This window comes from Candidatus Saccharibacteria bacterium, from assembly GCA_016432585.1.
In the GTDB taxonomy this organism is placed as follows: Bacteria; Patescibacteriota; Saccharimonadia; order Saccharimonadales; family Saccharimonadaceae.
The window spans coordinates 528,779-554,967 of the sequence record CP066696.1 but is presented as its reverse complement, the minus strand read 5'-3'; the positions used below and the strand labels follow the sequence as shown (position 1 = coordinate 554,967).

The 26,189-nt window shown below is 48.3% G+C and carries 34 protein-coding genes and 1 tRNA gene; 17 read left to right on the top strand and 18 right to left on the bottom strand.

Annotated elements, in window-relative coordinates; translation table 11 throughout:
* Positions 1–17: 17 nt before the first annotated feature.
* Positions 18–509, top strand: a complete 492-nt coding sequence (locus HZB75_03035; protein ID QQG50486.1) for a dihydrofolate reductase — start codon at positions 18–20, stop codon at positions 507–509.
* On the opposite strand, the gene thyA is transcribed toward HZB75_03035, so the two are convergent.
* Positions 506–1,423: a thymidylate synthase gene (gene thyA, locus HZB75_03030; protein ID QQG50485.1), complete on the bottom strand. Its 918-nt coding sequence runs from the start codon at positions 1,421–1,423 to the stop codon at positions 506–508. The two genes, HZB75_03035 and thyA, sit on opposite strands and share 4 nt — an antisense overlap.
* Positions 1,424–1,543: 120 nt before the next feature.
* Positions 1,544–2,518, bottom strand: a complete 975-nt coding sequence (rplA, locus tag HZB75_03025; protein QQG50484.1) for a 50S ribosomal protein L1 — start codon at positions 2,516–2,518, stop codon at positions 1,544–1,546.
* A gap of 161 nt (positions 2,519–2,679) precedes the next feature.
* Between rplA and HZB75_03020 the strand changes: the two genes are divergently transcribed.
* Together HZB75_03020 and HZB75_03015 are read left to right on the top strand one after the other, a co-directional pair.
* On the top strand, positions 2,680–3,033 hold the full coding sequence (locus tag HZB75_03020) for a hypothetical protein (protein QQG50483.1): 354 nt from the start codon (positions 2,680–2,682) through the stop codon (positions 3,031–3,033).
* A gap of 135 nt (positions 3,034–3,168) precedes the next feature.
* Positions 3,169–3,471, top strand: a complete 303-nt coding sequence (locus HZB75_03015) for a hypothetical protein (GenBank protein QQG50482.1) — start codon at positions 3,169–3,171, stop codon at positions 3,469–3,471.
* Positions 3,472–3,577: 106 nt separating this feature from the next.
* Here the strand turns inward: HZB75_03015 and HZB75_03010 are convergent, their stop codons facing one another.
* The 7 genes from HZB75_03010 to HZB75_02980 all read right to left on the bottom strand — a co-directional run bounded on the left by HZB75_03010 (position 3,578) and on the right by HZB75_02980 (position 9,593).
* Positions 3,578–3,832, bottom strand: coding sequence for a hypothetical protein (locus HZB75_03010; protein ID QQG50481.1), 255 nt, complete (start codon positions 3,830–3,832; stop codon positions 3,578–3,580).
* A gap of 314 nt (positions 3,833–4,146) precedes the next feature.
* The gene (locus HZB75_03005) at positions 4,147–4,677 is read right to left on the bottom strand and encodes an NUDIX domain-containing protein (GenBank protein ID QQG50480.1); all 531 of its coding nucleotides are present in this window, start codon (positions 4,675–4,677) and stop codon (positions 4,147–4,149) included.
* Between the two features lie 9 nt (positions 4,678–4,686).
* Positions 4,687–5,193 carry a prepilin-type N-terminal cleavage/methylation domain-containing protein gene (locus HZB75_03000; GenBank protein QQG50479.1) on the bottom strand — a complete coding sequence of 169 codons (507 nt, stop codon included), beginning with the start codon at positions 5,191–5,193 and terminating at the stop codon, positions 4,687–4,689.
* The gene (gene ligD / locus HZB75_02995; protein ID QQG50478.1) at positions 5,190–7,643 is read right to left on the bottom strand and encodes a DNA ligase D; all 2,454 of its coding nucleotides are present in this window, start codon (positions 7,641–7,643) and stop codon (positions 5,190–5,192) included. The genes HZB75_03000 and ligD overlap by 4 nt, the downstream gene beginning before the upstream one ends.
* A gap of 3 nt (positions 7,644–7,646) precedes the next feature.
* A complete protein-coding gene (locus tag HZB75_02990; protein ID QQG50477.1) occupies positions 7,647–8,411 on the bottom strand; it encodes a Ku protein in 765 nt (254 codons plus the stop codon).
* A 94-nt stretch (positions 8,412–8,505) separates the two neighbouring features.
* On the bottom strand, positions 8,506–8,931 hold the full coding sequence (locus HZB75_02985; GenBank protein QQG50476.1) for a 50S ribosomal protein L11: 426 nt from the start codon (positions 8,929–8,931) through the stop codon (positions 8,506–8,508).
* 185 nt (positions 8,932–9,116) lie between these two features.
* A complete protein-coding gene (locus HZB75_02980) occupies positions 9,117–9,593 on the bottom strand; it encodes a hypothetical protein (protein QQG50475.1) in 477 nt (158 codons plus the stop codon).
* Positions 9,594–9,748: 155 nt separating this feature from the next.
* Here HZB75_02980 and eno point away from each other — a divergent pair, with 155 nt between their 5' ends.
* Positions 9,749–11,038, top strand: coding sequence for a phosphopyruvate hydratase (eno, locus tag HZB75_02975; protein QQG50474.1), 1,290 nt, complete (start codon positions 9,749–9,751; stop codon positions 11,036–11,038).
* Positions 11,035–11,664: a 2,3-diphosphoglycerate-dependent phosphoglycerate mutase gene (locus HZB75_02970; GenBank protein ID QQG51360.1), complete on the top strand. Its 630-nt coding sequence runs from the start codon at positions 11,035–11,037 to the stop codon at positions 11,662–11,664. The genes eno and HZB75_02970 overlap by 4 nt, the downstream gene beginning before the upstream one ends.
* Positions 11,665–11,737: 73 nt before the next feature.
* Here the strand turns inward: HZB75_02970 and HZB75_02965 are convergent, their stop codons facing one another.
* The 3 genes from HZB75_02965 to secE form a co-directional block, all read right to left on the bottom strand.
* Positions 11,738–12,004 carry a hypothetical protein gene (locus tag HZB75_02965; GenBank protein ID QQG50473.1) on the bottom strand — a complete coding sequence of 89 codons (267 nt, stop codon included), beginning with the start codon at positions 12,002–12,004 and terminating at the stop codon, positions 11,738–11,740.
* Between the two features lie 105 nt (positions 12,005–12,109).
* Positions 12,110–12,655 carry a transcription termination/antitermination protein NusG gene (gene nusG / locus HZB75_02960; GenBank protein QQG50472.1) on the bottom strand — a complete coding sequence of 182 codons (546 nt, stop codon included), beginning with the start codon at positions 12,653–12,655 and terminating at the stop codon, positions 12,110–12,112.
* A gap of 7 nt (positions 12,656–12,662) precedes the next feature.
* Complete coding sequence (gene secE / locus HZB75_02955) at positions 12,663–13,007, bottom strand: preprotein translocase subunit SecE (GenBank protein ID QQG50471.1); 345 nt, start codon at positions 13,005–13,007, stop codon at positions 12,663–12,665.
* Positions 13,008–13,117: 110 nt separating this feature from the next.
* On the opposite strand from secE, the gene HZB75_02950 reads away from it, so the two are divergent.
* Positions 13,118–14,248 (top strand): glycosyltransferase family 2 protein, encoded by a 1,131-nt coding sequence (locus HZB75_02950; GenBank protein QQG50470.1) that lies wholly within the window; start codon positions 13,118–13,120, stop codon positions 14,246–14,248.
* Between the two features lie 34 nt (positions 14,249–14,282).
* Here HZB75_02950 and HZB75_02945 read toward each other — a convergent pair whose 3' ends face one another.
* The 3 genes from HZB75_02945 to HZB75_02935 are packed head-to-tail and all read right to left on the bottom strand — an operon-like array spanning position 14,283 to position 17,240.
* Complete coding sequence (locus HZB75_02945; GenBank protein ID QQG50469.1) at positions 14,283–15,914, bottom strand: hypothetical protein; 1,632 nt, start codon at positions 15,912–15,914, stop codon at positions 14,283–14,285.
* Between the two features lie 34 nt (positions 15,915–15,948).
* Entirely contained in the window at positions 15,949–16,644 is a 696-nt protein-coding gene (locus HZB75_02940) for a M48 family metallopeptidase (GenBank protein QQG50468.1), read from the bottom strand.
* Positions 16,645–16,652: 8 nt separating this feature from the next.
* Positions 16,653–17,240 carry an AAA family ATPase gene (locus HZB75_02935; protein QQG50467.1) on the bottom strand — a complete coding sequence of 196 codons (588 nt, stop codon included), beginning with the start codon at positions 17,238–17,240 and terminating at the stop codon, positions 16,653–16,655.
* 141 nt (positions 17,241–17,381) lie between these two features.
* Between HZB75_02935 and HZB75_02930 the strand changes: the two genes are divergently transcribed.
* Entirely contained in the window at positions 17,382–18,725 is a 1,344-nt protein-coding gene (locus tag HZB75_02930) for a PKD domain-containing protein (GenBank protein ID QQG50466.1), read from the top strand.
* 65 nt (positions 18,726–18,790) lie between these two features.
* Complete coding sequence (locus tag HZB75_02925) at positions 18,791–19,852, top strand: DUF475 domain-containing protein (protein QQG50465.1); 1,062 nt, start codon at positions 18,791–18,793, stop codon at positions 19,850–19,852.
* A gap of 23 nt (positions 19,853–19,875) precedes the next feature.
* Here the strand turns inward: HZB75_02925 and HZB75_02920 are convergent, their stop codons facing one another.
* Together HZB75_02920 and HZB75_02915 are read right to left on the bottom strand one after the other, a co-directional pair.
* The gene (locus HZB75_02920; protein QQG50464.1) at positions 19,876–20,433 is read right to left on the bottom strand and encodes an NUDIX domain-containing protein; all 558 of its coding nucleotides are present in this window, start codon (positions 20,431–20,433) and stop codon (positions 19,876–19,878) included.
* Positions 20,433–20,771, bottom strand: a complete 339-nt coding sequence (locus HZB75_02915) for a nucleotide pyrophosphohydrolase (protein ID QQG51359.1) — start codon at positions 20,769–20,771, stop codon at positions 20,433–20,435. The genes HZB75_02920 and HZB75_02915 overlap by 1 nt, the downstream gene beginning before the upstream one ends.
* Positions 20,772–20,915: 144 nt before the next feature.
* On the opposite strand from HZB75_02915, the gene HZB75_02910 reads away from it, so the two are divergent.
* The 8 genes from HZB75_02910 to HZB75_02875 all read left to right on the top strand — a co-directional run bounded on the left by HZB75_02910 (position 20,916) and on the right by HZB75_02875 (position 24,977).
* Positions 20,916–20,991, top strand: a tRNA-Trp gene (locus tag HZB75_02910).
* Positions 20,992–21,051: 60 nt separating this feature from the next.
* Positions 21,052–21,504, top strand: a complete 453-nt coding sequence (locus tag HZB75_02905; GenBank protein QQG50463.1) for an NUDIX domain-containing protein — start codon at positions 21,052–21,054, stop codon at positions 21,502–21,504.
* Between the two features lie 29 nt (positions 21,505–21,533).
* The gene (locus tag HZB75_02900) at positions 21,534–22,064 is read left to right on the top strand and encodes a histidine phosphatase family protein (GenBank protein QQG50462.1); all 531 of its coding nucleotides are present in this window, start codon (positions 21,534–21,536) and stop codon (positions 22,062–22,064) included.
* 21 nt (positions 22,065–22,085) lie between these two features.
* The gene (locus tag HZB75_02895; protein QQG50461.1) at positions 22,086–22,490 is read left to right on the top strand and encodes an NUDIX domain-containing protein; all 405 of its coding nucleotides are present in this window, start codon (positions 22,086–22,088) and stop codon (positions 22,488–22,490) included.
* Positions 22,491–22,534: 44 nt separating this feature from the next.
* A complete protein-coding gene (locus tag HZB75_02890) occupies positions 22,535–23,278 on the top strand; it encodes an alpha/beta hydrolase (GenBank protein ID QQG50460.1) in 744 nt (247 codons plus the stop codon).
* A 31-nt stretch (positions 23,279–23,309) separates the two neighbouring features.
* On the top strand, positions 23,310–23,918 hold the full coding sequence (locus HZB75_02885; protein QQG50459.1) for a Pr6Pr family membrane protein: 609 nt from the start codon (positions 23,310–23,312) through the stop codon (positions 23,916–23,918).
* The gene (locus HZB75_02880) at positions 23,915–24,457 is read left to right on the top strand and encodes an AAA family ATPase (protein ID QQG50458.1); all 543 of its coding nucleotides are present in this window, start codon (positions 23,915–23,917) and stop codon (positions 24,455–24,457) included. Before HZB75_02885 ends, HZB75_02880 begins: the two co-directional genes overlap by 4 nt.
* Positions 24,458–24,491: 34 nt before the next feature.
* Positions 24,492–24,977 carry an NUDIX domain-containing protein gene (locus HZB75_02875; GenBank protein ID QQG50457.1) on the top strand — a complete coding sequence of 162 codons (486 nt, stop codon included), beginning with the start codon at positions 24,492–24,494 and terminating at the stop codon, positions 24,975–24,977.
* 55 nt (positions 24,978–25,032) lie between these two features.
* Here the strand turns inward: HZB75_02875 and HZB75_02870 are convergent, their stop codons facing one another.
* Positions 25,033–25,446, bottom strand: a complete 414-nt coding sequence (locus tag HZB75_02870; GenBank protein ID QQG50456.1) for a hypothetical protein — start codon at positions 25,444–25,446, stop codon at positions 25,033–25,035.
* A gap of 91 nt (positions 25,447–25,537) precedes the next feature.
* Here HZB75_02870 and HZB75_02865 point away from each other — a divergent pair, with 91 nt between their 5' ends.
* Positions 25,538–26,185: a hypothetical protein gene (locus tag HZB75_02865; protein ID QQG50455.1), complete on the top strand. Its 648-nt coding sequence runs from the start codon at positions 25,538–25,540 to the stop codon at positions 26,183–26,185.
* Positions 26,186–26,189: the final 4 nt, after the last annotated feature.

The window sequence follows — 26,189 nt, the reverse complement described above, 5'->3', positions numbered from 1 at the left end:
TTTGCTATCATGAGTATATGAAGAGTATTTTGGTGGCCTACGATAAAAACTATGGCATTGGTGCGAATAACGATTTGCTATGGATGCGCGACCTTCCTGCGGACTTAGCGCATTTTAAGGCTTTGACCATGGATAACGCTATCATTATGGGGTGGAACACATATGAGTCAATTGGCCGTGCTCTGCCTGGTCGCCAAAATATTGTTATGAGCCGCTCGCCGCGCGAGGTTGCCGAAGGTGTCGTGTTAGTGGATAGTCTCGAGGCGGCGTACGCGGCGGTGCAGCCTGGTAAAGAAGCGTTTATTATAGGCGGCGGGCAGGTCTACGAGCAGGCGCTAGGTACTGCCGATCGTATTTATGCAACCGAAGTTTTGGCAACGTTTCCCAGTGCTACGGTATTCTTTCCGGCTATCGATACAACCATCTGGCAAGAAACAGAGCGCGCTCACCACGAGGCCGATGAGCGCAATAAATATCCGTTTGATTTTGTAACCTACGTCCGTCGCTAAACGGCGATTGGCGCTTTAATACCTGGGTGCGGATCGTACCCTTCGAGCGTGAAATCATCGATCGTGAAGTCGAAAATCGAAGTGACCTTCGGATTAAGAATCATTTTTGGCAGTGGTCTAGGCTCCCGCGAAAGCTGCAAGTCAACTTGTTCTATGTGGTTGCTGTAGATATGCGCGTCGCCAAAGGTATGTACGAACTCACCGGGCTTTAGGCCTGTTACCTGCGCAATCATCATCGTAAGGAGCGCATACGATGCGATGTTGAACGGCACGCCCAAAAAGATATCGGCGCTGCGCTGGTAAAGCTGGCAGCTGAGCTTGCCGTCTTGCACGTAAAACTGAAAGAGTGTGTGGCATGGCGGAAGCCCGGCTTTTGCCATTTCTTGAATATCGGCAACATTCCAGGCCGAAACGATAATTCTGCGTGAATCAGGGTTGTTTTTAATCGTGTCGATAACTTGGGTGATTTGGTCGATCTCGCCGCCCTTGCCATCTGGCCAGTGACGCCACTGATGTCCGTAGACTGGCCCTAGTTCGCCGTATTGTTTGGCGAACGCATGGTCGGTTTTAATTTTTTCGATAAAATCAGCTAACTTGGCGTTCCACTGCTCGCTTCCGGATTCTGGCACTGTCTGACCCGTGGATTCCAAATACGCCTTAAACGGCCACTCATTCCAGATATTGACGTTGTTTTGTACCAGGTATTCGATATTACTGTTACCCTGCAAAAACCACAAAAGTTCGTGAATAATGCCGCGCAGGAATAGCTTCTTTGTTGTAACGGCTGGAAATCCCTCATTCAGATCAAAACGTATCTGACGGCCAAATGCACTAATTGTACCCGTGCCTGTTCGATCGGATCTTTCGATTCCATTGGTTTTGATATCTTGTAGCAAGTCCAAATATTGCCGCATACACCCCTCTCCTATGATTATGCTTATAGTATGACACACTACATATAGCGATATTGTTGTGGTTTTTGGAAAATTAAAACCCCGCGACACTGCGGGGTTTTAACTTATTGAACGAGCGTACTAGTTAACGACGTTTTCAACCTTGATACCAGGACCCATAGTGGTGCTGATACTTGTCGATTTAACGTAGGCGCCTTTTAGGCCGCTTGGCTTTTGTGACTGAAGGCTGTCGAAGAACGCTTTTGCGTTGCCGGCAAGCTTTTCAGCGCCAAATGATACTTTACCGATTGAAAGGTGAACAATCGCCTGCTTGTCAACGCGGTACTCTACCTTACCAGCTTTAGCTTCGGTAACTGCCTTAGCAACGTCGGTTGCAACGGTGCCAGATTTAGGGTTTGGCATAAGGCCACGTGGACCAAGTGCGCGGGCGTACTTACCAAGCTTTGGCATGTACTGAGGTGTTGCGATAAGAATATCGAAGTTCATTTCACCCTTTTCAAGAAGCTTAATAAACTCGTCGTCGCCAACGATATCAGCGCCAGCTTTGGTTGCTGCTGCGTGGTCTGCCTCTGGAGCAAATACGGCAACGCGGATAGTTTTACCAGTACCGTTTGGAAGTGAAACGGTTGTACGGATGTTCTGGTCGGCCTGGCGTGGGTCGACGCCTAGGCGAACGTGAACTTCAACAGACGCGTCGAACTTGACAGGGCTAGTTTTAGTAGCGATCTCAAGTGCTTCAGCAAGGCTGTATACTTTGCCCGCTTCAACGTTTACGGCTACCTTACGGTAGTTTTTGCCGCGGCGCTCTGCGCGTGGACGAGTGACAGGCTTAGGACCTTTTTTCGTGTTAGCTTCGGCCTCTTCAGACTGTGGAGCGGTGTCGCCAGCTTCTTTGCGAGCTTCTTTTTCCGCTTTTGCCTCTGCTTCGGCAAGCGCTTTTTCACTGCGCTTGCCGGCCTTGGCAACGGTCTTCTCTTCTTTTACTGGTGCGCCAGCAGCTTCGATCGCAGCTTCGATCTCGGCAATAGTGTTTTTGTCGCTAACTTCGAGCTTTAGCTCGGCAGCTTTTTCTAGTAGTTCGGCTTTCTTGGCCATACTAAAAATCCTTTCTGTGGTGCAAGCGGCGTTTCACAGCCTCCCAACATTGATTGTTATGGGGTAATTATAGCACTTTTGGCTAGAAAAGTACATATATTGACAGGGATGTGTTGCGCATGCACTATTTATAAGTCAGTTACCTATGTGGAGGTGTTGTTATGCGTGGCCAAGAGCCTATTACTCTCGACGAGCTCGCCGAGGCGTTGCGGAGCTTCGCTCGTGGTGTGCCAATGTTCCATGTCGAGATCGGCATGCCCGCCCCGAAATGGGGCGCTGCCCACAGTGTTCGCCTGCTGAACACACAGGGGCGTCCCGCCAGCAATACGTTCTACGTGACCGATGCGATCGACGTACGGAATGTTCTGGGGACAGTGTGGCTGGCGCTGCACACGGCATCGGGCGATGGAATTCCCTCGCATGTCTACCGGCACATCGAAACTGTTTCTGATGTCGGCGAGTTCGCTCGCCTGACATGCCAGAACGGCACGCTTCGAATTTCCCAGTTGGACTGACGCGAAGCCGGCGGCGTATGGGCAGGTGATCTGCTCTGCGTCGCCGGTGTAGACCCTAAAATGGCTCTACAGTTTTGTCATAAAAAATGATATCATCGTTCTGTTTGCGTAGTTCTGGCGAAACGGAGGAATGGCATGGCTGTGCTTAATCCGTACGATCTCATTGCGTTCTTACAACGCATGAGAGCCTACGGGCAGACCTTCACGGTCAAAGTGACGCGGCGGAGGCCTCGGGGTCACCGCATCGAGTTACTCAACGGCGACGTGCACGAGATCGCCGAGACGGAAGTCGGGCTGAACGACATGCTCGACATCCTCTGGATCTGCTACGGCAACGGCGGCAGGCGGATGGCGCGTGCGCTTCGACACAAGATCACTACCGGCCTGAGCGTCGGGGAGGTCATTCTGCACCGCAGGAACGACACTCTAGAGGAGTGAACACTACGCCGACGGCGCATGGCACGCTGGCGATTAAGTTCGCCGCGTGCCATGCGCGAGCGATACGCATTAAAAAAAGGAGCCAGTTTGGGCTCCTTTTTGCTACTCACCTGCTGATACTCAGCAGCGTCCAGCTTCCGCCGTGGTTGTCGCTCCGTAGGTGAAACCTGCGAGCACCGTCGCTCATAGTAAGAAGTTGCACAATTTGCTTGCCGTTTTGGATGGCAGCGTGCAGGCCTTCTCCTATGAAATCGTACGATGCGCCACCGAATTCGATTCGGCGTGGGTAGGCGCGCAGATCTGGCGCAAAACCCATTGCAGTAACGTCGACTGGACTGTTGATAGTAGTGATGTTTTTCATATTCTTTACTCCGTAGATAGATAGTTTTTTGTAAATAAAAAACTGACAACAAGAAAGGCGCGTCAGCTGCGGAATTATGAGTAAACTTTCAAGGAGACAAATACGGCACCGCCCGGCCAATTTGCTGTAACACCTGAAGAAAGTAGTTGAATATGTAGTTTTGCAGGGACGCTTAGCAACTGCCAGTGTGTATGCAAACTGAAATTGTATATAGGTCTGTACGTAAAAAGGTTCTCCACCAGTACTCACATGACCTTCTATAGTATAGCGCGCCTATCAGCTGAGGCGTCAATGGCATAAGCAGTTTTTACAACTTATTTAAACGTGTTTGGTGTCACAGTTTCCCAATTCGGCAGGATCGTGTCGAACATGTAAAAAATTCCCTCCCGGACGTTTTCGAGGATTTGCTCTTGAGGCAGTGCGGCGATCTCGCTGCGGGTAAAAAGCTGAATATCACTCGACTCGCCTTCGCCTGGTATACCGGCAGGTTCTTGGTTTGTGGTGATAACGTAAGCGCTGTCGGTATGGTAATGGTCGTTTGCGACAAGGTGGGTGCTATGAATTGCGGGCGTTGGGTGGACGGCTGAATCGGTAAGGAACTCAAGGCGCAGTTGGGGCTGAAGCAGTTGAACCTGGGTTATGTCGTAGCCCGATTCCTCGCGAAGTTCATGTGCAACGGCTTGCCAGGGTGTTTCGTTTAGCTCGATATGACCGCCAAACTGCATGTATTTGCCAAGTTTTTTATGAAGATGGAGCATGATTTTAGGTTCGTCGAAATCTGTCCTAAACAAGTACATGCTTGCTGTGTGGTCGTGCTGACCGGGAAGTGTGTGAATATGTGCCATAGCTTTAGTCTACCACCAGCCACCAGAGTTTGTTTTGTATCCCCATGCCAAGCCATTATATCCTTCGGTTGTGGCGAGAAGTGGATTATTCTGTGTTTCGATTGTCGGGAGGCCGGCGGCTCTAAACCGGATAAGCTGGTAGTCGGTTCCATTAGATTGGTAGAGGTACGTATCATTTGCAGCGAGTTCTGTCGGCATTTGAGGCAAAGTTGCGGCATATTGTGGTGAAAGCCCGGGAATAAAGCTATTGCCCGTCACTTGATCCCATCCGCACCATCCGTTAGTGCAGCCTGGTTGGCCTACTGTCGAGGGATACGAGCCGTTATCGACATGATACAGGCTAAGGGCTTTTGTGATTGATTTAAGATCCGACTGTGAGCGCGAAAAGCTAGCTCTTGCCTGCATGCTGTTATAGGTAACGAGAACAAGCGCGGCGAGTATGGCAATAACAACGACGACGATCAAAAGTTCGACGATCGTAAAACCTCGGAATTGATTAGCGCGTTTGTGGATCATTTGTTATTTTTCTCTAGCTTGGTAAGTATTTTGGATATATCAACACCTTTTTCCATGACAGGCGCCCATAAATCCCCTACCTTTTTTAGGCGGGCGGGCATGTTTTTTATCGTAAAGTCCGTTGGTTTTAGTTTTGGCGTTACCTCGCTCCAGTCAAGCGGCGTAGATACGCTGGCGTCGGGGGTCGGCCGGATAGAATATGGTGCGGCAAGCGTTTGCCCTTCTCGGTTTTGCAAAAAGTCGAGGTAGATTTTGTGTCGGCGCTTTTTTGGCAGACGCTCTACACTGGTGAGCTTTGGCTGCCGTTTGTTGATTTCGAGCGCCAGTAAATGCGCAAAGTTTTTTGCTTGTTCGTGAGTGTATTTCGCGGCGAGTGGGATAAAGATGTGAATGCCGGTTTTTCCAGAAGTTTTGGCGTAGCAGGCAACGCCCCATTCGTCGCATACTTTTTTGGTTTCAAGCGCAACCGTAACGACGTCCTTAAATGTGACACCTTCTGGGTCGAGGTCGATAACAAGCCAGTCTGGCTTATCGAGATGCTGAATACGCGAGTTCCATGGGTTTATTTCTATTGATCCTAGTTGCACGGCGTAAAGCAGCGTCTCAAGTTTGCCGCCTACCATCCAATGCAAGTTTTTGTTGTTTGACCCCGAAAAAATATCTGCACTTGGCACCCAATCGGGCAAATGTTCCATGTTTTTTTGAAAGAATCCTTCGTCTTTAATCCCGTTTGGCTGACGCAGCAGCGAAAGCGGCCTGTCTTTGAGGTACGGGAGGATATAGGGCGCCACTGCCTTGTAATAGTCGATCATGTCGCCTTTGGTGTATTTGTGCTTTGGAAAAAATACTTTGTCGAGATGTGTAAACTCTAGCGTGGGTTTTGGCATAGCTTTCTCCTTTATCGGCGCTAAGGCCACCGCTTTTTCGTGGTGGACTGCCTCTGGTTTTTTATCTTCACGGAGTCCTTCAAATACTGGTTGCCGCATACGGCCGTCGCTTGTCCATTCACTAAAGCTCATTTCGCACACTACTTTTGGTTTTACCCAATGAACAGGAGCGTTTGGTTTTGGCTCTGTTGTAAACGGTGAGGTTTTTCGCTCTAGCTTACTAAGCTTTTGTAGTAGTAGCTTCCGGGCTTCGTCCGGAATGCCACCGCCTGAATGCCCAACATAAACAAACTCACCGTTCTTATAGAGCCCTACCAAAAGCGAGCCAAGGTATTTACGCCCTCCACGAGGCTCGGTGTAACCGCCAATAACGACTTCTTGGCGAAGGTGCGTCTTGATTTTTAGCCAAGCGGCGCCCCGGTTGTTTTCGCGGTAAGGGCTATCGGCCTTTTTTGCTACCATCCCCTCTAGGTGGTGCGCTTTTATCTGGCCAAATAGCTTAACGCCCTTGTCTTCGATATGGTCGCTATAGCGGATAATCGATTTCGCCGGCAGTATCGATTTGAGCAGTTTTTTTCGTTCAATAAGCGGCATATCCCGAACGTCACGGCCATCGTACCAAAGAATGTCAAATGCACAGTAGACCAAAAAACCTGTAGGATTCTTGCGCCAGTTTTGCAACTGTTCAAAATGAGGTATGCCACTTGCGTCGGTAACGATTATCTCACCGTCGAGAATAACGTCATGTTCAAGTAGCCGTAACGCTTCGGCTATTGGCGGATACTGAGTGCTGAAGTCGTTATCAGCGCGCGAATACAGCTCGATTTCGTCGTTGTGCTTGCTGGCAATCGCACGGTAGCCATCCCACTTCATTTCAAACAACCAGCCGTCTTTATCGAACGGTTCGTCGACCAGCGTGCAGAGCATTGGTTTTACTCGCCAAGGAGTTTTTATTGCCGGGTACTGCGCAAGTTCCATTGTTACCGGTCGTTTTGGCGCGCCAAGGTCGTCTACCTTTTTACCACTTTTTACCGACTCGTCTTTTTTTGTGATATCTTCGGTTGTGGCAAAATCGTCACCCTTTTTAATAAGAAGCCATGCTTTTGGATCGTCCCCCTGCATTTTTATGAGAGCAAATTCACCATTTAGTTTTTTGCCGTGCAAAAAGAATGTCAGGTGGCCCGCCTTTAGTTCTTTGCGGAGTGTCGCTTCGTCGTCTGGTCCGTCGTGGTAGGGTTCGTACGTTCCGGCGTCCCATATAATAACGTTGCCTCCGCCATATTCACCCTCGGGGATAACGCCTTCAAATTTGCGGTATTCGTACGGGTGATCCTCTACCTGAACGGCCAAATGTCGGTCGTGCGGGTTCATAGATGGACCCTTTGGTACCGCCCAGCTTTTTAATACGCCGTCTAACTCTAGCCGAAAGTCATAATGAAGCTGAGAGGCATGGTGTTCCTGCACGACAAACGCAAGTTTTTTGCTGTGCGACTTTTTAACTTCCCCCTTTGGCTCGGGGGTCTTCTTAAAGTGGCGCTTGGAAAAGTACTTGCGCAGGCCCATGTGCTATTCCTTTAGGCTGGCTTTTAGCGCGGCCATAAGATCTTTCGAGGTGCCCTCGGCGTGTTTTGCCGAATGCTTTGCGGGCTTTTTACCCTTTGTTTTTGCTTCGATAAGATCTTCAAGCTCTTCGGTGAACGTATCTTTGTAGTCTTCGGGAATAAAACGCTTTGTTTCCTGCGAGATAAACTTCAGGGCAACTTTTACTTCTTCTTTTGTTACGGCATCTTCGCGTGGAAATTTAAGATCCGTTGCTTCACGAAGATCGGTTGGAAATCGCATTTGATTAAGAACGAGTGCGCGGCCAACGGGTTTAACAACACCCAGGTGTTCACGCTGGCGAATAACAAACTTGGCGAGCGCCACTTTGCCAGATTGGTCGAGCGCTGCGTGGAGTAGCGCGTAGGCCTTATCGCCGCCCTTTACAGGCTCTAGATAGTAAGGATGCTCAAAATAGCGGATATCGATATCGTTTTCGTCAACGAAATGTTGAATATCTATCGTTTCGGTTTTTTCGCTGTCTAGACTGTCCATGTCCTTTTTGGTGAGGACGACGTAATCGCCGTCGCGGTATTCATAGCCTTTTACTATGTCGTTCCACGGCACTTCCTCGCCGTCTTTTCGGCAAATCCGGGCATAGCGAATTGGTGAATGATCGTCTTTGTGGAGCATATCAAGATCGATACCCTCGTGCGGATTAACTCCGCTATAAAGACGAACAGGAATATTAACAAGCCCAAAACTGATTGATCCACTCCATAAAGCACGCATGTATTTATAATACCAAACGCGGTTTGAATGTGCTAATGCTAGCAAACAAAAAACGCAGGTTTTACGCCTGCGTTTTTTGTTGTCAGTTGCCCTATTATTCGGCGATTTCAACGCCCATCGAACGTGCAGTACCGGCGATTGTTTTAACGCGGCCTTCCATGTCGATTGCGTTTAGCTGGTCTTTTTTCTCCTCGGCGATAGCTTCAAGCTGTGCGCGAGTGATTTTACCAACTTTTTCGCTGTGCGGCTTGCCGCTTCCCTTTTTGATACCGATAGCGGCGCGGATAGCGTCGTCTACTGGCTGGCCAAGAGATTTCCATGCGAATGTTCGGTCTTCGAAGACCTGAATGTGAACGATAACGTCCTTACCCATGTCACCCTTAGTAGCTTCGTTGAACGGGTTAATGAAATCCATCATGTTCAAGCCCCACTGACCAAGTGTTGAACCCACTGGAGGACCTGCAGTTGCGCGGCCAGCTGGGATTCGGAGTTTTAGGTTACCGATTACTTTTTTTGCCATTGAATTATTTTCCTTCTTTTGTACTCGTATTACCGAGTGCGTAACGGTATGATTGTAGCGTAAAAACGCTTAAATTACAAGGGTGGGATTCTTGGGGTACTAAAAATCCCTCGTACTCGAGGGGGCAATCTCGGCCCAGTACTCCGCACGGGGTGTGCGGAGTACTGGGCCTAAGAAAGATGGCGTTACACCCAGGTACCGTGGCGAGTGCCGCAGTAGCCCGGGGTGCACAGGATGTCGTAGTCCCCGACCTCGGAGGTGTACTGCGGTCCGTAGCAGTCGGGGCACATCGCGTCGATGACACTCATGCCCGGGTCCGAACGAAGGGTGTCACGGTTGGTGCGGTAGCTCTCGGACTTACGCCGCGCCTTCCAGCCGACCTTGTTTGCACCCTTGCGAGTGGCGGCCGTGCCGTGGTCCTGTCGGACCTGGTACTTCTTCCCGTGGCGACGCATCGAGCGGGCCTTCGGGTTGGTGCGTCGGTGACCGGTGCTGTTCTCGGGGCCGAAGAACATGATCAGCTTCAGCTCGAAAGCCATCTGCTTCTCGTACTCGTCGTCTCCTCCGGCCCAGGCCGCCAACAAGGCGAACAGGGCGGAGTCGTCGAGAGCGGCCTCGATCTCATCGGTGGAACCGGCGTAGATAGCAGCGTCCTGAGACAAGGTGCTTGCTCCATCTCTCGGTCGTCAACATCGGTAGTTGACGAACTGAACATATAATAACATAATATACAATTTAAATCAACTACATCGTATTAGCTTTCGCTGTACGTACAGTAGGTGTACTATGGTGTATGCAAGTAATGGAGGAATCTTATATGGATATTGCACGAATTCACGCCCGACAAATTATCGACTCTCGCGGTAACCCAACGGTTGAAGCTGACGTTATTTTAAGCGACGGTACATTGGGTCGTGCTGCGGTGCCATCGGGCGCATCGACCGGCAGTAACGAGGCCGTAGAGCTTCGTGATGGCGGCAAAGATTTTGGCGGCAAGGCAGTTATGAAAGCTGTTACTAATGTTAATACCACAATTGCGCAGGCTCTTGTAGGACTTGACGCGACAGATCAGCGAATGATCGACCAAAAGCTTATCGATTTGGATGGCACGCCGAATAAGGGTAACTTGGGCGCAAATGCAATTCTTGCGGTGTCATTAGCTGTTGCCAAGGCTGCAGCTACTGCGCAAAAAGCGCCACTTTACAAATACTTCCGAAGCCTCTCTTCCGAGTCGCCAAACCTTTCTCTTCCTGTCCCTATGATGAATATCATCAACGGCGGTAAGCACGCAGCAGGATCTACCGACATTCAAGAGTTTATGATCATGCCTGTTGGCGCGGCGACATTTTCTGATGCTATTCGTATGGGCGCCGAGATCTTTCATGCGCTTGCCAAGGTGTTAAAAGAAAAGGGCTACGGCACGACTGTTGGCGACGAAGGTGGATATGCGCCACACGTTAAAAACGGCAACGCGGAGGCACTAGAGCTTATTAGCATTGCTGTCGATAGGGCTGGCTACAAGTTGGGCGAAGACGTTGTGTTGGCGCTTGACGTTGCCGCCAGCGAACTTTACGAAAACGGCAAGTATACGCTGGCTACCGAAAACCGTAGCCTCACGTCCGATGAAATGGTCGACTGGCTGGTTGAACTTGCGGGTAAATACCCTATTGCGTCGATCGAAGACGGTCTTGCCGAGGACGACTGGGCGGCATGGACGAAGCTTGTCGAACGTCTGGGTGATACGGTACAAGTAGTAGGCGATGATCTTTTGGTGACAAACGTCAGCTTCTTAAAGCGTGGCATTACCGAAAAAGCAGCGAACTCAATCCTTATCAAGCTCAACCAAATCGGAACGCTAAGCGAAACGATTGATGCCGTAAAAATGGCGCACGATGCGGGTTGGACGGCGGTTATCTCACATCGTTCTGGCGAAACCGAGGATACGACGATTGCTCACCTTGTTGTTGGGCTTGCGACAGGCCAAATAAAAACCGGATCAATGAGTCGAACTGACCGCGTAGCGAAATACAACGAACTGCTTCGGATTGAAGAAGAGTTGGCTGGGGGCGCAGTATACGCTGGTCAGAGCGCGCTAGGGGTTAAATAATGGCCTACCTAGTACTTGTTCGTCATGGTCAGTCCGAATGGAACCTCCTCGGTCAGTGGACTGGCCTTACAGATGTAGAACTTACCGATGAGGGCCGCGCCGAAGCTCGCCGTGCGGGCAAAACACTAGAAGACATCAATCTTCACAAGGCGTACACCTCGCAGCTGCGGCGGGCTAAACACACGCTCGACGAAATCGTTGAGCACCTTGATCGCCACGACCTAGAACGAGCCGAGCATGCCGAGCTAAATGAGCGCGACTACGGCGAACTGACCGGCAAGAACAAATGGCAGGTTAAAGAAGAGTATGGCGAAGAAAAGTTTATGCAGTGGCGCCGTAGTTGGGATCATCCTGTTCCTGGCGGTGAAACGCTAAAAGACGTTTCGGGGCGAGTGTTGCCTTTTTATGAAGAGCATATCCTTCGCGATCTTAAGGATGGCCGCAATGTTATTGTAGCTGCGCATGGCAATTCGCTTCGTGCACTCATGAAACATCTCGAGAAAATTGAAGACGACAAATCTCACGAGGTGGAGATTATGACAGGTGAAGTCTTGGTATACGAGATTAGCGAAGACGGCGACCTAATAAAAAAAGAAATTCGCTTAACGAACAGTAATAAAGTTTAAAAAGTGAACAGGCCGGGTCTTCTTGCTCATCGAGCCCCGTGGGGGAGGCTCGGGCAAGAAGACCCGTTTTCGTTCAGCGCTCGGGCAGTATTGCTGCGAACTCCGGAAGGAGATCCATTCGCTCGAGGTACGCTCGGGTTGTGCCGAAATCCGTGAGGATGACCAGCACGTTGGATCCGGTAAGCTTCACGCTCACCAAACTCTTGCCATCGAGTGCTCCCAGGATTTCTTCCAGAAGCTCATCTGCAGTTGCCGGTGTCGGGTCAACGACGATTCGTTGATAGACAACAGCACGGCCTTCGTTAGTTGTAGGCCACTGGCCTACTTCGATGCGGCGCATAGCCACTCCCCTTGCTCGTGTCTGAACAAAGAAAATATAGCATATTTATGACAAAAGCACAAAAAAATACGCTCGTGTGAGCGTATTTTTGTTTACAGAAAGCTACTAAACTTTTCGTACTTGTAGCGCGTCGAGCTCTACAGGAGTGTCACGGCCGAACATGCTGACCATAACTTTGATCTTGCCTTTTTGCGTGTCGATTTCTGAAATCGCGCCATCAAAACCTTTGAATGGACCATCGGTGATTGAAACAACCTCGCCTTCCTTGAAGTCGATCTGGTGCTTTGGATCATCAACGCCCATGCGCTTTTTGATCTTGCTGATTTCGTTGTCGGAAACAGGAGTTGGTTCGGTGCCGCTACCAACAAATCCAGTAACGCCTGGAGTGTTACGAACAATGTACCATGTTTCGTCGGTAAGTTTCATTTCAACAAGAGCATAGCCTTGGAAGATCTTCTTCTCTACGACTTTGCGTTTGCCGTTTTTGATTTCGATCTGCTTTTCTTTTGGCACCATGACATCGAAAATCTTGTCGGCCATGTCGACGGCATTAATGCGCTGGCGAATACTATCGGCAACTTTTTCTTCGTAGCCGCTGTAAGTGTGAATGGCGTACCATTGGCGCGTTGAGTCGTATCGGTTTTGTGACATAATTCCTTTATCCTAAGATTAATTCAAATAAGTATTTAAACAATGCATCAAGCAGCAAAATGAGAACAACGAAGAATGCAGTAAATACAAGCATTGCTCCGGTGAGGCTCCATGTCGCTTTGCGGTTTGGCCAACGTACTTGTCGAAGTTCGTACCACGCGCCCTTGAAGTAGTCGCCAGTTGCACGCAGTGGGTTGCGGCGCGCAGGCTTATCTGCGACAACGGGTGTTGGATCTGCCTTGACCGTCGGTTTTTTGGCTGGTTTCGCAGAAGCATCGGTTGCTTTAATACGAGTCACTTTTGTTGTGGCTGCCTTTGTTTTGGTCGTTGGTTTTTTATCCTTGGTTGCCAAAGCGTTTGCTCTCCCAAATTAAATAGTCTGCTCGTAGGCAGACTGTCAAGTACCACTATAGTCTGCTACCGTGGTTTCGTCAAGCATGGTACTATATTCGTATAGTGTTTATGTCTATAGTTATTTTTGTTTCGACAGTTCTTACTGCGCTACTAATAGCGATGTCCATTCGACTGCATCGTGCTTTTGGGCGTTACAAAATCAAAAAACGTTACTCTGCTGCAATTACGGCGCCTAGCGTCACGGTGTGTATTCCTGCCCGAAACGAAACTCACGCAATGGCACAGTGTATCGAGCGCGTTCTTGCAAGCGATTATAAAAAGCTCGAGATTATCGTGCTCGACGACAGCTCATCGGACGATACGTCGATCTTGATCCGCTCGTTTGCGCATGCCGGTGTTCGTTTTATTGCCGGAGAATCTTTGCCAGAAGGTTGGCTAGGAAAAAACTATGCACTCGAGACACTTGCGCGTGAAGCAAGCGGAACCTACGTTATGTTTATTGATGTCGATACAGCCATAAAGCCAACGACTATCAGTGAAATCGTGGGATATGCCATGACCGAGAGCGCCGAGATGGTGTCTGTTATTCCTGCCCGCAACGATTCTTGGCGTGTGAGCGTTCTTTTTGGACATCTGCGATATTTTTGGGAACTGCTACTTGCTCGGCCTTCCTCGCCCGCTGTGTCTGGTGCGTTTTGGATGATAAAGCGAGAAGCACTTATGGATCGGCTTGGTGGTTTTTCGCCTTTTAAGCTAAATATTTCGCCAGAAACTACCTTTGCCAGCAAGCTTCGCCCGGCATACCGATGCTTGCTCTCGACAGCAGAGCTGGGCGTTACCTACGAGAAAAAATGGTCATCGCAGGTTGAAACAAGCCGCCGACTCGCCTTTCCTATGACTGGCGGAACGTGGTGGCAAGGCGCGCTTGGTTTACTTGCCCTTACGACATTAAACCTACCAACATTCACGGTTTTAAGCAGTGTGTTTTATGGTTGGACCATTGTGCAGATTGCTGGACTTTGGTTCACGTTTGCATTCATGGGGCTCTATGCTAGCTATACGCAGCGTATTTGGCGAACGAGGTGGTGGCTTGGTGGCTTTATGTGGCCGGCTGTTATTCTTCAGGAACTTGTATTATTTGTGGTTAGTATATGGGGATACGCAACGCATACGATTACGTGGAAAGATCGTCCAGTTACTGTTGGCGCCACGGTTGCAAGCCCTATCATTAAGCAGTAGACTGTCGCTGTCTAGTGCTTATACAACAATTTGTCTATCGCTTTTTAGGCGCTACTGGTAGTGTAAAGCTAAATGACGAACCATGGTTGAGACGGCTGCGCAGTTCGATTCTTGTGCCAAGCTTGCGGGATAGTTTTGCGGCAACGTATAGTCCAAGGCCTGTTCCGCCTGTTTCGCGGGTACGGTAATCTTCAGATCGGTAGAACTTATTAAAGACTTTCGCTTGGTCGCTTTTGCTAATACCAATACCGGTGTCTTTTACCTCGAACGTTATCGAATCATCTTTGCGGCTAACATGAAGGGTGATACCACCTTCTTTCGTGTATTTAACGGAGTTGGTAATGAAGTTCTGCAAAAGCTCTTTAAGGTAGAGGCGGCTTGCAACGATTGACCCTAGGTGGGTACTAAGATCGAGATCGAAATGGAGATTCTTTGCCTGAGCCTGAGGTGCGTACTCGTTATACAGATCATTGATAAGATTCCGGACATCGATCTCTTCGGGTGCGTCGGCAACTCCCCGCTCGGCCCGAGAAAGCGTACTAAGGTCGTTGACCATTTTAGATAGGAATATAACTTGGTCGTGGGCAGTGGCGATGCCTTCTTTTAGAATATTCTGGGCAATATCTGGACGTTCCATCATAACCTGAACATTACTAATCGTTCCCTCGGCAATGGTAATTGGTGTTCGCAGTTCGTGGCTTACGACGCTGATAAACTCGTCACGCTCTTCTTCAAGGCTTTTTGCCTTGGTAATATCGCGCATAATAAGGATAAACCCGTCTTGAATTTGCGCGCGCTTGGTTTGGCCATAATTACTGTGAATAGGTGAATACGTTAATTCAATACGGAGTGTTTCATCTGCGATAGTCATGGTGATATCGTCGCGCACAACAACGCTTCGTGATTTTTTAAGTTCCGAGAACAAATTAATAGGCTTACTGTCCTTATCATAAAGCGTCAAAATTTCGCCAATAAAATGACCGTTCAAACTCGTGTTGGTATCGAGTAAGTTAAGGCTTGCGGCATTATAGACGCGAACGATACCGTTTTGGTCGGTACTAAGAACGGCATCGGCCAAATTATTAACAATTGTAAGGATTCGATCTCGCTGCAGTGTTTCAAGGGCTTTGCTGCGGGTTAGCTCCATGCCATCAACCTCTTGAACTCTACTTATCGCAATGGCAACTAGCCCGACAATAAGGACTGACACAGCCGCGACATTGTTTGTGAGCAGTGTTGTGCCGCTATCGAGGTGAAGAAGACTATCTATGAGTACAGTCAAAAGCAGTGCAACGACACTAAGCGCAAGACCTATCTTCGAAAAATATGAGTACGATGCCAGCAGTAAAAGCACCCATGTTGCGGCAAAGGGCGTTGCAAAACCAGAGATGACGATTATATATAACGCGGCAAGCACATGATAAACGGCGAACCGGAGACCCGATGCGCGCCAAGACATGGCAGGGCGAACAAACTGCACAAATGCAAGTATTGTCCATGGAATCATCATCGACCATAATACTATGTCACCCTGGTAATGTGAGCGGTCAGCGATGCCTATTTCGATAAGAACACCGTAAATAGTAAGGAGGATAGGCATCATCAAGCCAGCGAAGCGCATAATTTGCGCTGTGCGTTCGTTGATTACCACCCCTTTTTCGCGCATAACTACGCTTAGTATATAACGAAGCGTTAGCTTTTTAAATAGAGGGGCTCTCTTTTTTTAGCGCACGCCGGTGAATTTTATAGTCGGGATCGGCAGATTCAACAAGACTCCAAAATTCTTGCGAGTGATTCATATGAACAGTATGACTTAGCTCGTGTATCAGTACGTAGTCAATCTGCTCGAACGGCAGCTTCATAAGGGCGATATTAAGACTAATAGTGCCGTTGCTACTACAACTTCCCCATCGGCCGCTAGCATGCGAAAAGCGAACCTTTTGATACATAAGGTCGTTTTTTTCAGCAAGAAACGCAAGGCGCTTAGGAAGATAACTCTTTGCTTCGATACGAAGTGCTTCTATAACAACGTCGCGAACAATTCGCACCACTTTAGGGTCTCGAAGGGTTGTTGCTGCTGGCAACTGAACGATTATTTGCCTGCCGTGGCGCTTTGCCTCGGCGGTATCGCGTGATGTCGCACGAACGATAAGCGAATGGCTTTTGCCGATCTGCATACCGTCTTCAAATACCATGTCCTCGTGCTGTTCGGCAAGCATTGCCCGAATCTGTTCGCGCGATGAGCGAACGAGCCTTTTTACCAAGAAAGCTGGGGCGTATAACGGCAGAGATGCTCGCAGGCGACCATCTGGTGCAACGCGAATACGAACGTGCGAGGCGCGTGCGCTTCGCCGCAAAGTGATTGTGCCAAATTCTTCATCGCTTACCGTGGCCAAGAGGACTCCTATCGGATAGTAATATTGCGTCGACCGCCCGATGATTCGGCGCGGACTGGAGGTGTTGGGTGCGTGGATATTTGTGCACGCGGAGTAGATAATTTTTTGAGTACGACCTTTGCCTGGGTTGCGTAGGTGTGCTTGCCGCTTATAACCACAGGCTTTTCAATCGCAAGTGGAGGTGAGAATCGTTTAACGGCCTTATCGTAATCTTCTGCCGAAACTTTAATCTTTTTCAACTTGGCATCTTTTATGAATCGGTTTTTTGCCGTAATAGGATCGGTTTGAACCCATACGATAAGTGCTTCGTAACCGTTTGCTCGTGCTTTGCGTGCCAGTTCAAGTCTTTCGGCTCGCGTGTCGGACATTCCTTCGATAATAATAGGCTGTTGAGTTTTTAGTAATTCATCTAGTTGGTGTTGCGCTAGTGAGTCGACGACATCGGTATCGTTTTTAGTCAACGAGACTATCTTTTCGCGGCTAACATAAGGAGCGCGAAACGTTTCAGCGAATTTTTCAGCAAAAAAAGTTCGGCCGCTACCCGGAACGCCCACCATGATAATCAAATGCGGTTTGCTGAGACTCAATGATTTCATATATGACAGTATAGCAAGATTATGAACAAATATATATGCTAGTGACGAAATGACAACGATAAGAAAGTTGACATTTATGTAAGTCTATGCTAATATAAGCACAAACTAAAAGGTCTGTGGAGGACCTACGGAGGAGTGCAAGTGAAGAAATTTTATATGTCATTGACAGGATTGGCCGTTGCATTAAGCGGAATTCTGTTTTTCACGTACATGGGAGCGACTTCGAACGCCGCTCTACCCCGCGACTGCGAGAGTAACTCGATCATCTACTGTGGTGGTATTACACCCAGCGAGCTGGCTGATCGCTATAACGCAAACAAAACCGGCGACCTAGATAATATCTACAAGGCGTACGGTTTAAGCGCATACGACATGACTCATGCCGGTACAGTTGCCAAAATGGGAGCAGTACACAAAGACGGCCGCGTGACCGTTGGCGATAAAACAGTCGCAACCGACGCTCGCAGTATCGGTCGTCACTTCAAATCTGGCAGTACGACCAAAATGATCGACGGACAGAAATATTACGAGCGAGCGCCTGCGAACTCATTTGCAAGCAACTCAATCGTCGCGTATGTTTTCTTCGACGCGAACGGTGATTTTAAAGCAGCAGTGCTTACCTCTTGTGGTAACCCTGTGACTGCTAAAAAGCCTGTCTACAAATGTGACAGCCTAACAAAAGACAAGATTTCACGAAACGAGTACAGCTTTACGTCTAAGGCAACAGCCAAAGACGGCGCATCAATCGTTAGCTACAACTACGACTTTGGTGATGGCAAAATGACTAACGGTGCCGGTGCCTCGATCAAGCACACCTACGACAAAGCTGGTACATATACGGTAAAAATGTCTGTAAACATAAAGGTTCATGGAACGGCAAAAACTATTACCGGACCACAGTGTGAAGTAAAGGTTGTCGTAGAGGAACCTGCCTATAGTTGTGATCTGCTAACCTACAAAAAGATTAGCCGTACCGAGTACGAATTTACCGGAAAAGCTACTGCCGAAAACGGTGCGACAATTGTTGACTATACATTTGATTACGGTGACGCATCAAGCGAAACAGTAACAAACCCAACTAACGTTCCTCACACCTACGCAAACGCTGGCAACTATACAATTAAAATGTCGGTAAAAGTAAAGGTTGATGGACAAGAAAAGACCGTTACTGGTCCGAAATGTGAAGTAAAAGTAACCGTTACTCCACCAGAAGAGTGTAAGCCTGGTATTCCAGTTGGCGACAAGCGCTGTGAAACTCCAGAAGAATGTAAGCCAGGAATCCCTGTAGGTGACGCACGCTGTGAAGAGTGTAAGCCTGGTATTCCAAAAGGCGACAAGCGCTGTGAAACAACGCCTGCCGAACTTCCAAAGACTGGTCCTGCCGACTTTATCGGTGGCGCACTAGGCCTTGGGTCAATGGTCGCAGCTGGCTACTACTACTTTGCTAGTCGCCGCAGCCTACTCTCTGAGCTGCTCAACCGTTAAATAGATTTCTATTTACAAAAAATCCTCCCTTAGCTGGGAGGATTTTTGTTGTATACTTAGGATATATGTCAGGTCTTCTTCACCCACACTCACCGTTCCGTATTTTTGCCATATCTGGAATCATAAGTATCACAGTGCTTTCACTGGTGTACTTCAACTTGGGGTGGCAGGCGGCGTTCGTTGCCCTTATGCTCGTTATTATCGAGCTGACGTTTAGCTTTGATAACGCGATTATCAACGCCCGCGTGCTTATGAAAATGAGTCCGTTCTGGCAAAAAATGTTCATGACCGTGGGTATTTTTATTGCGGTGTTCGGTATGCGAATCGTCTTCCCTATTTTAATTGTTATGTTCAGTTCGGGTCTTCCATGGGATCAAGTGATTGGCCTTGCGTTTAACGACCCCGATCATTATGCCGAGGTGCTTCACGACGCCCACCCAAGTATCGCCTCGTTCGGCGGCATGTTCCTTCTTATGCTCGCGCTTCACTTCTTCTTCGATGTGACTCGTGAGGTGCAGTGGTTCTCTAAAATCGAAAAGCCGATGCAGGCGATTGGCCGCAAGTGGCTGCACGCTTTAGTATGTACAATGCTTCTTCTATTGATTGTTCTTCACCCTGCAAACGAGCACCCACAAGAGGTCTTAACCGCGGGTCTTATAGGTATCGGTATGTACCTGCTTATTCACGGCGCGTCAGAACTGTTCACTATGCAGCACGCTAAGGCAGAGAAAAAGGCTGGCCGCAAGATTTTGCAGCAAACTGGCATGGCTGCGTTCGCATCGTTTATCTACCTAGAAGTACTCGATGCAAGCTTTAGTTTTGATGGCGTTATTGGCGCGTTTGCGGTAACGAAAGACGTTATTCTTATTGCCGCTGGTCTTGGTATCGGTGCCCTTTGGGTGCGCTCGCTGACGCTCTTTATCGTGAGGCGCGAGGTGCTTAATACGTATCGGTACCTCGAACATGCCGCCCACTACGTTATTGCGGCGCTTGCGTGTACGCTACTACTTGGGCTATTCTGGGAGATTCCCGAAACGATGGTTGGTGTTCTGGGTATGGGTATGATTGCTCTCGCTATTTCTCACTCGATTCGTGAAAACAAAAAAGATGCCGCTGCGTCGCAGTAGCATCTTGCTGTTTGTATTTTGGGCTATTGTAGATCGACGGAGATCTTTTCGATAAAACGGTGAAGATGCGGGTCGAACTGGTTAAGGGGTGTGGCGAGAATCTCATCAATATCCCACCATTTTACATCAGCAAATCTATCTTCCTCTATTATTAGCGGCGTCGACTCGCTTGCCTGTAAAACATACCATAGCGATACGTCGGTGTGCTCGCCCTGACCGTTCGTTTTTGTAACAGTAACGAGCCGTGGTGTCGGTTCGTTGAGAAAGACTGCGTCGATCCCTAGTTCTTCCTGGCATTCACGTCGCACTGTCTCTGCTGGATCTTCATCTGGGTCGACATGTCCGCCGGCAGGAAGCCAAAGCTTTGCAAGTAGATGATCTTGCAGGAGCATTTTATTCGCTACAGGATCAACAATCGCAAAATAACTAACAAGGTGCTTTGGTGGAACATCGGGTTTTTGAATACGATAAAGCGGCTCGTCGCCATCGATCCACAACAGCGCATCGCGAATATGACTCGCCTCTAGCTCGTCGTGGGGCGTAATCGACTCAATAATATTCCGGATTTCTGCGCGGGTCATTACAGTACCGTGTCCTTTTTGAATTCCTTTTTGGCTTTTAGCCAGGCTTCTTTGCGCTCATCGGCGCTAGCTTCGGCAAAGTGCTCTACCGGATATTTTTTCGATGATTTGTCGAGTTTTTTCATAATCGATTTTGTAATATCAATGTCGTAATGGTTGGCAAACTGAATTGCGTAGATAAATACATCGGCTAGCTCTTCGGCAATCTCGTCGGTGTTGCCGATTGAGTCTTCTTGCCATTGAAAATGTTCCAGCAGCTCATTTGCTTCTAGTGCTATCGAAATAGCAAGACCACGCGGAGGATTGTTGTCCCAGTGGCGATCTGTAATATGCTTCATGACAGCGCGTGACGCGTCTTCGAACGTGGCGGCTGGTTGATTGATGTCGTTATTCATATACCTAGCATACCGCGACTACCCGATTTTATTTGTTGTGTTTTATGTTCTCTTGGGGTCGCGCTGTGGTATAATAAGCAGGTATTAAGGGGCATAGCTCAGTTGGTAGAGCACTGGTCTCCAAAACCAGGTGTCGTAGGTTCGAGTCCTGCTGCCCCTGCCAAGATATTATGAATAGAGAAAGACTTCTTCGGAAGTCTTTTTTGTTTGGTATAGTTAGTTTATGAAAGAAGAGAATCTCGATCTCATTGACCATCATTATGCAGGCGTATTAGTAGTTACGGAAGATGGGAGGCTCATTGGACAACAGCGAGACGATAAGCCTGGTATTGATAACCCAGGGAGAGTTAGTACGTTCGGCGGTACTGTTGAACAAGGCGAAAATCCACGATATGCGGCGTGGCGTGAGTTGGTAAAAGAGGAGACGAATCTAATGCTTGATGAAGACTCACTCGTGTTATTCCTCGAAGATAAGGCATGGCGCAAGCTGACAAAAGAATGGGAAGCGCGACATTTTTATTATGTAAAAATAAGTACTGAACAACTTGATAATCTAGAAGTGTATGAAGGTCAAGGATGGGCTGAGATTAATGGCGCTGACGACCCAAAGCTTGTAGACTTATGGCGAACAGTGGTCGGTAAGTTCATTGAACTGGACGTTAATACTGACGTCTGATCTCTAGAGAAATGCGCTATTATAGTGACATGAAGTTAGTAATTATCCGACATGCCGAATCAAACAAAATGGCGGGTTTAGCGGGCGAACCCGATGCCCCAAGTCCTAAGGGGCGCTTGCAGCTACAAAAGCTTGTTGAAGTGTGCCGTCAAGAGAACGTAGAGGCTATTTTTCACTCTCCGCAGTCACGGGCGGTGTTCGCGGCAGAGGCCCTTTCTGTTGCTCTGAGTGTCCCATCGGTATCTCAGCCTGGTCTTGAAGAGCGTAGCTTTGGCGACTGGGATAATTGGGAATGGCCGCTTATTTCGGCTGAATTAGACAAGCTCACAAATGAAGAACGCTATACATTCGTGCCGCCAAATGGCGAATCTTGGCAACAAATGGAAGAGCGAATTCGTGCCGCGCTTGGGCAAATAAGTGCGAAACAATATGGTTCGGTTGCGATTGTAACGCACTGGGGGCCGATTCGCGTGTTGCTGCCGATGATTAAGGGCGAATCTAAAGAGTCAACCCTCGATTTGCACGTTGAGCCGGGTGAATCTTTTGTTGTAGATTATTAAACTTAAAGCGAGCAGAATCTCATGAATAGCATTCACAAAGCTGGTGGAATAATTTTAAAGGACAGGCGTCTGCTTGTAACGAGGTCGTTTGGCAAGGATATTTTTATTGCTCCTGGCGGTAAACTCGAGGCGAACGAATCGCCGGAACAAGCGCTGAAGCGTGAAATGTTAGAAGAATTGGCAATTACGATCGTGCCCGACACACTCGAGCACATTGGAACATTTCATGCCGAAGCGGCCGGAAGAGCTGGCGTGCAACTACGTATGGACGTGTATGTTATCAACGATTATGAAGGTGAGTTATCGCCATCAAGTGAAGTCGAAGAGCTTATGTGGATTAACACCCGAACGACAGGAGTAGCAATAGGTTCTATCTTTGAACATAATGTCATGCCTCTTTTAAAGCAGAATAATCTAATTGATTAGGTCGAGTTCTGTCGCTTTCGGGTGCTTGTTGGTACACTTGGTATGTGCAAGTGAAACGCGACTTTCTAAGCTATAAAGAATACGGTACCGGTGATGACGTTATTGTATGTATTCATGGATTTTTATCATCTTCTCACTACTGGGATAAAATAACCCCGGGTTTGGTTGCTGCGGGATATAGAGTGATTCTAATTGATCTACTTGGATTTGGTACTGCGGCAAAGCCGCGAGATATCGATTACAGTTACGATGACCAGGTTGAACACATTAATAAAATTGTTAGCAACCTGCAGTTTAAAAACATGACGATAATCGGCCACTCTATGGGTGCGCTAGTGGCGGCTCGCTATGCGGCGCTATTCCCAGCTAAGGTGATATCGCTTGTTCTGCTTCATCCGCCTATGTATACGAGCGCGAAAGAAGCTAAAGAGACGCTACTGCGCACCAGCATGATTTATCGGCACCTACTGAAGTCAAGGTTCAGAAACATTACGTGGGTGTTTGTTCGCGTAATCGCACCCAGTCTTATAGCGCGTCATACTCATTATGCAAGAGAAAGGTCGCTGCAAAACGTAATTGTTAAGGCGGAGTTATTTGCGGATATTGAAGCGCTAAAAATGAAAACACTTATTCTTGTTGGCCGCAAAGACCGACCGGTTTACCGGCGCAATCTCGTGAATATTTCGCAACCGCTGGTAAAGATTTTGCTCGAGAATGTAGGACACCACTCACCTATTTGGCGGCCTATGTTTGTTCAGAGTCTTATTTTGAACTTTATTAAACCCTAATAAACGTGAACAGTTTGCTATTATAAAAACAATGAAGTTTTTAAACACTCGTCGTTTACGATTTATATTTGGCTTACTGGGCTTGTCGGCTATCGCTACCGAGATAATCGTTCTTGTAAACCAAGGTGTATTTAACCCTTCTAACTTTTTTAGCTTTTTTACGATACAAAGTAATATAATCGCTGCGCTTCTTTTGCTTTATCTGGCCCTAACAAATGCTGCATCTTATAAAATCCAGGTAATAAGGGGCGCGACGGCTCTTTATATGCTTATGACGGGTGTGATATTTGCGCTGTTGCTGTCGGGGCTGACAGATGTTCGGTTGACTGCCGTGCCGTGGGATAACACAGTACTGCATTACATCATGCCTATTGTTGTGGTGTTAGATTGGGTGCTGAATCCTCCTAAAAACAAGTTGCCCGCGAAGGTAGTGTGGGCTTGGGTTGTTTTTCCGTTTGCCTATGTTGCCTATACGCTAGTGCGAGGAAGTATAGTGTCGTGGTATCCGTACCCCTTTCTTAACCCGCAAGCGAGTTCGTATGCTGAAGTTGGTGCAGTGTCGGTTGTCATTGCAGTATTGGTTGTAGCGGCCGGTTTTGTTTTGCGCTCGGTGCAACTAGGTAAGAAAAAACGCACATGAACAAACCTATAATTATTTATATTAGTGGGTCGCCAGGTGCCGGCAAAACCACGCTTGCAAAGCTCATATCTGAACAATTGTATATACCCCATGTTTCGAGTGACCTAGTGCATGGAGGAATAGAACTCACACAGTCAAATCATGATAGAAAAGCCGCGATTGCTAACGCGTTCGTACCGTTAATGATTTCTATGGCGCAAAAACAGATAAGTTTTGTTGTCGACCACGTATTACAAAAGGATATGGGCAAGGCCGATATTATTGACAAGCTTGTTCCGCACGCGAGAATTATTTATATTCACGTCTATTGTGCCGATCCTATCGCTCGCTATATTCACAGGATTGAATCGAGCGACCTGCCTAACATAGAAAAACGACGGGCGGCGCTTCTTGAGCGCGCCGTTTTTCATAAAGAGAACCTTTCGCGTACGGCTGATGTGTTGGATCTATCGGTTCCTACATTAGTAGTTGCTACCGAAAGCGGATATAACCCGGCGATAAATGATATTCTGGCATTTATTCAAATGCATAATAACTAGGCTCGGTGATACCTCTATGGTGTACAATGCGAACATGAACGATGGATATATAGATGATGCTATTCTTAGGGCTCAAAGGGGCGTTGGTTTTGTTGGTATTACGACATGTTTTATATGCTATGACAGTCAAGGTCGGATTTTTATGGCCAAAAGGAGTAGCCAGGCGCGAGACGAACAGGGCCGCTGGGATATTGGTGGGGGCGGGCTGGATTGGGGTTTAACGGCCGAGGCTAATGTTGTCAAAGAGATTCAAGAAGAGTATTCGGCGACGCCTAGCAGTGTTGAATTTCTTGGCTACAGAGATGTTTTTCGCACACTGCCAGATGGAACGTCGACGCACTGGCTAGCGCTTGATTTTGCGGCATTGGTTAGTCCCGAGGACGTCGTTATTAATGAGCCCGATAAGTTTGATGATTCAGGGTGGTTTACACTAGGCACACTTCCCTCCCCGCTCCACTCGCAAATAATAAATACATTTAACGCTAATGAAGCTCATTTAAAGAACATACTCAGTAGCTAGTGTCTTATGGGCGGGCTTGTCTATAGCCCGCCCCGTCGCCCTATTTAGGGGATGCTCACACAGAGCCGAGCAGCCGGAGGGCGTCTGTCCACGAGATGTTCTTCGCCAGAAGCTCGAGGGGAACTTGCAGCGAATTCTTGGCGGGCAGCCGATCGGGCGGGCTTGCGAACACACCAGCGATCCGGTAGCTGTTGCCGTCGAGCAGGATCAGAACGAATCTGGATCCCCGGCTTGTCTGCACGTCCAGCCCGGCGTACTGCCGTTGAATGGAGTGGCGTTGAATGCCCTCTCCCATGTACGACGTGGGCGACGGCCATCCTTTTGCTGTCAGCATCCGCGCAAGACGCTCGTTGTTCGCGATGACTCCGCGGATGAACTCCTCGTTGGTCACCGGCGGACTGTCGGCAGACGGGTAGAAGAGTGCCAGTGTTGCCGTTGCCGTGAGCCGTAGTGCCAATCTGCGGTGCATTGTTTCCCCCTTGAAATTGGAGCGAACTGGGATATTATATACTGTTTATAACAAATCTACCATAGCTGTGAGTGCATGATATAGTGAAGATATGCATCACGACAAAGATCCCTTTCGTCATTACGAGGGGCATGAAAATGAAATTTATGTAGGTGCCCCCGGAGACCTTGATAATCAGGTGCGGGGGTTTATTGAACGTTTTGATTTTCATGATCACCCAGATCTTTACGAGGCGTCGCTTGCAATTATAGATGGACTGATGAATGATGATCCCGACGCCGACCGCCTTAAGCTGGCATGGCAAGAGTTTGCTCAAATTGCCGAAGGTATAGTTGAGGCTACAGAAGTCACAGCCGATAATCCAGACGCATATACGAAGGCTCAGATTGAAGCGATGTTATATAAAGCGCTTTTGTTTCAGACTGCCGGAAAAACAGAGAGGTACTTAGAGGAGCTTGATCGTGCCGAGGTGTATGCGCTGAACAATAGGTACGATGGTCTTAGCGTAGCCATTGATCGCGAAATTGCTACATGGCCTGAAACGGTGGCGGTGTCTCCGGAAATGATTGTTGTTATGTTGAGGGGCCGAATTGCCGATGAAAACCGTGAGTTTTTGCGTGATCTTGCCGAACAGGGCGCTGACCTAGAGGATATGATTGGGCATGCTTACAGTGCGCTGCTTGAGGAGGGTGAAGATCCTGAATCCGTGCTGGCAGAGCTTGGTATCCTTCAGGGGTAAATTA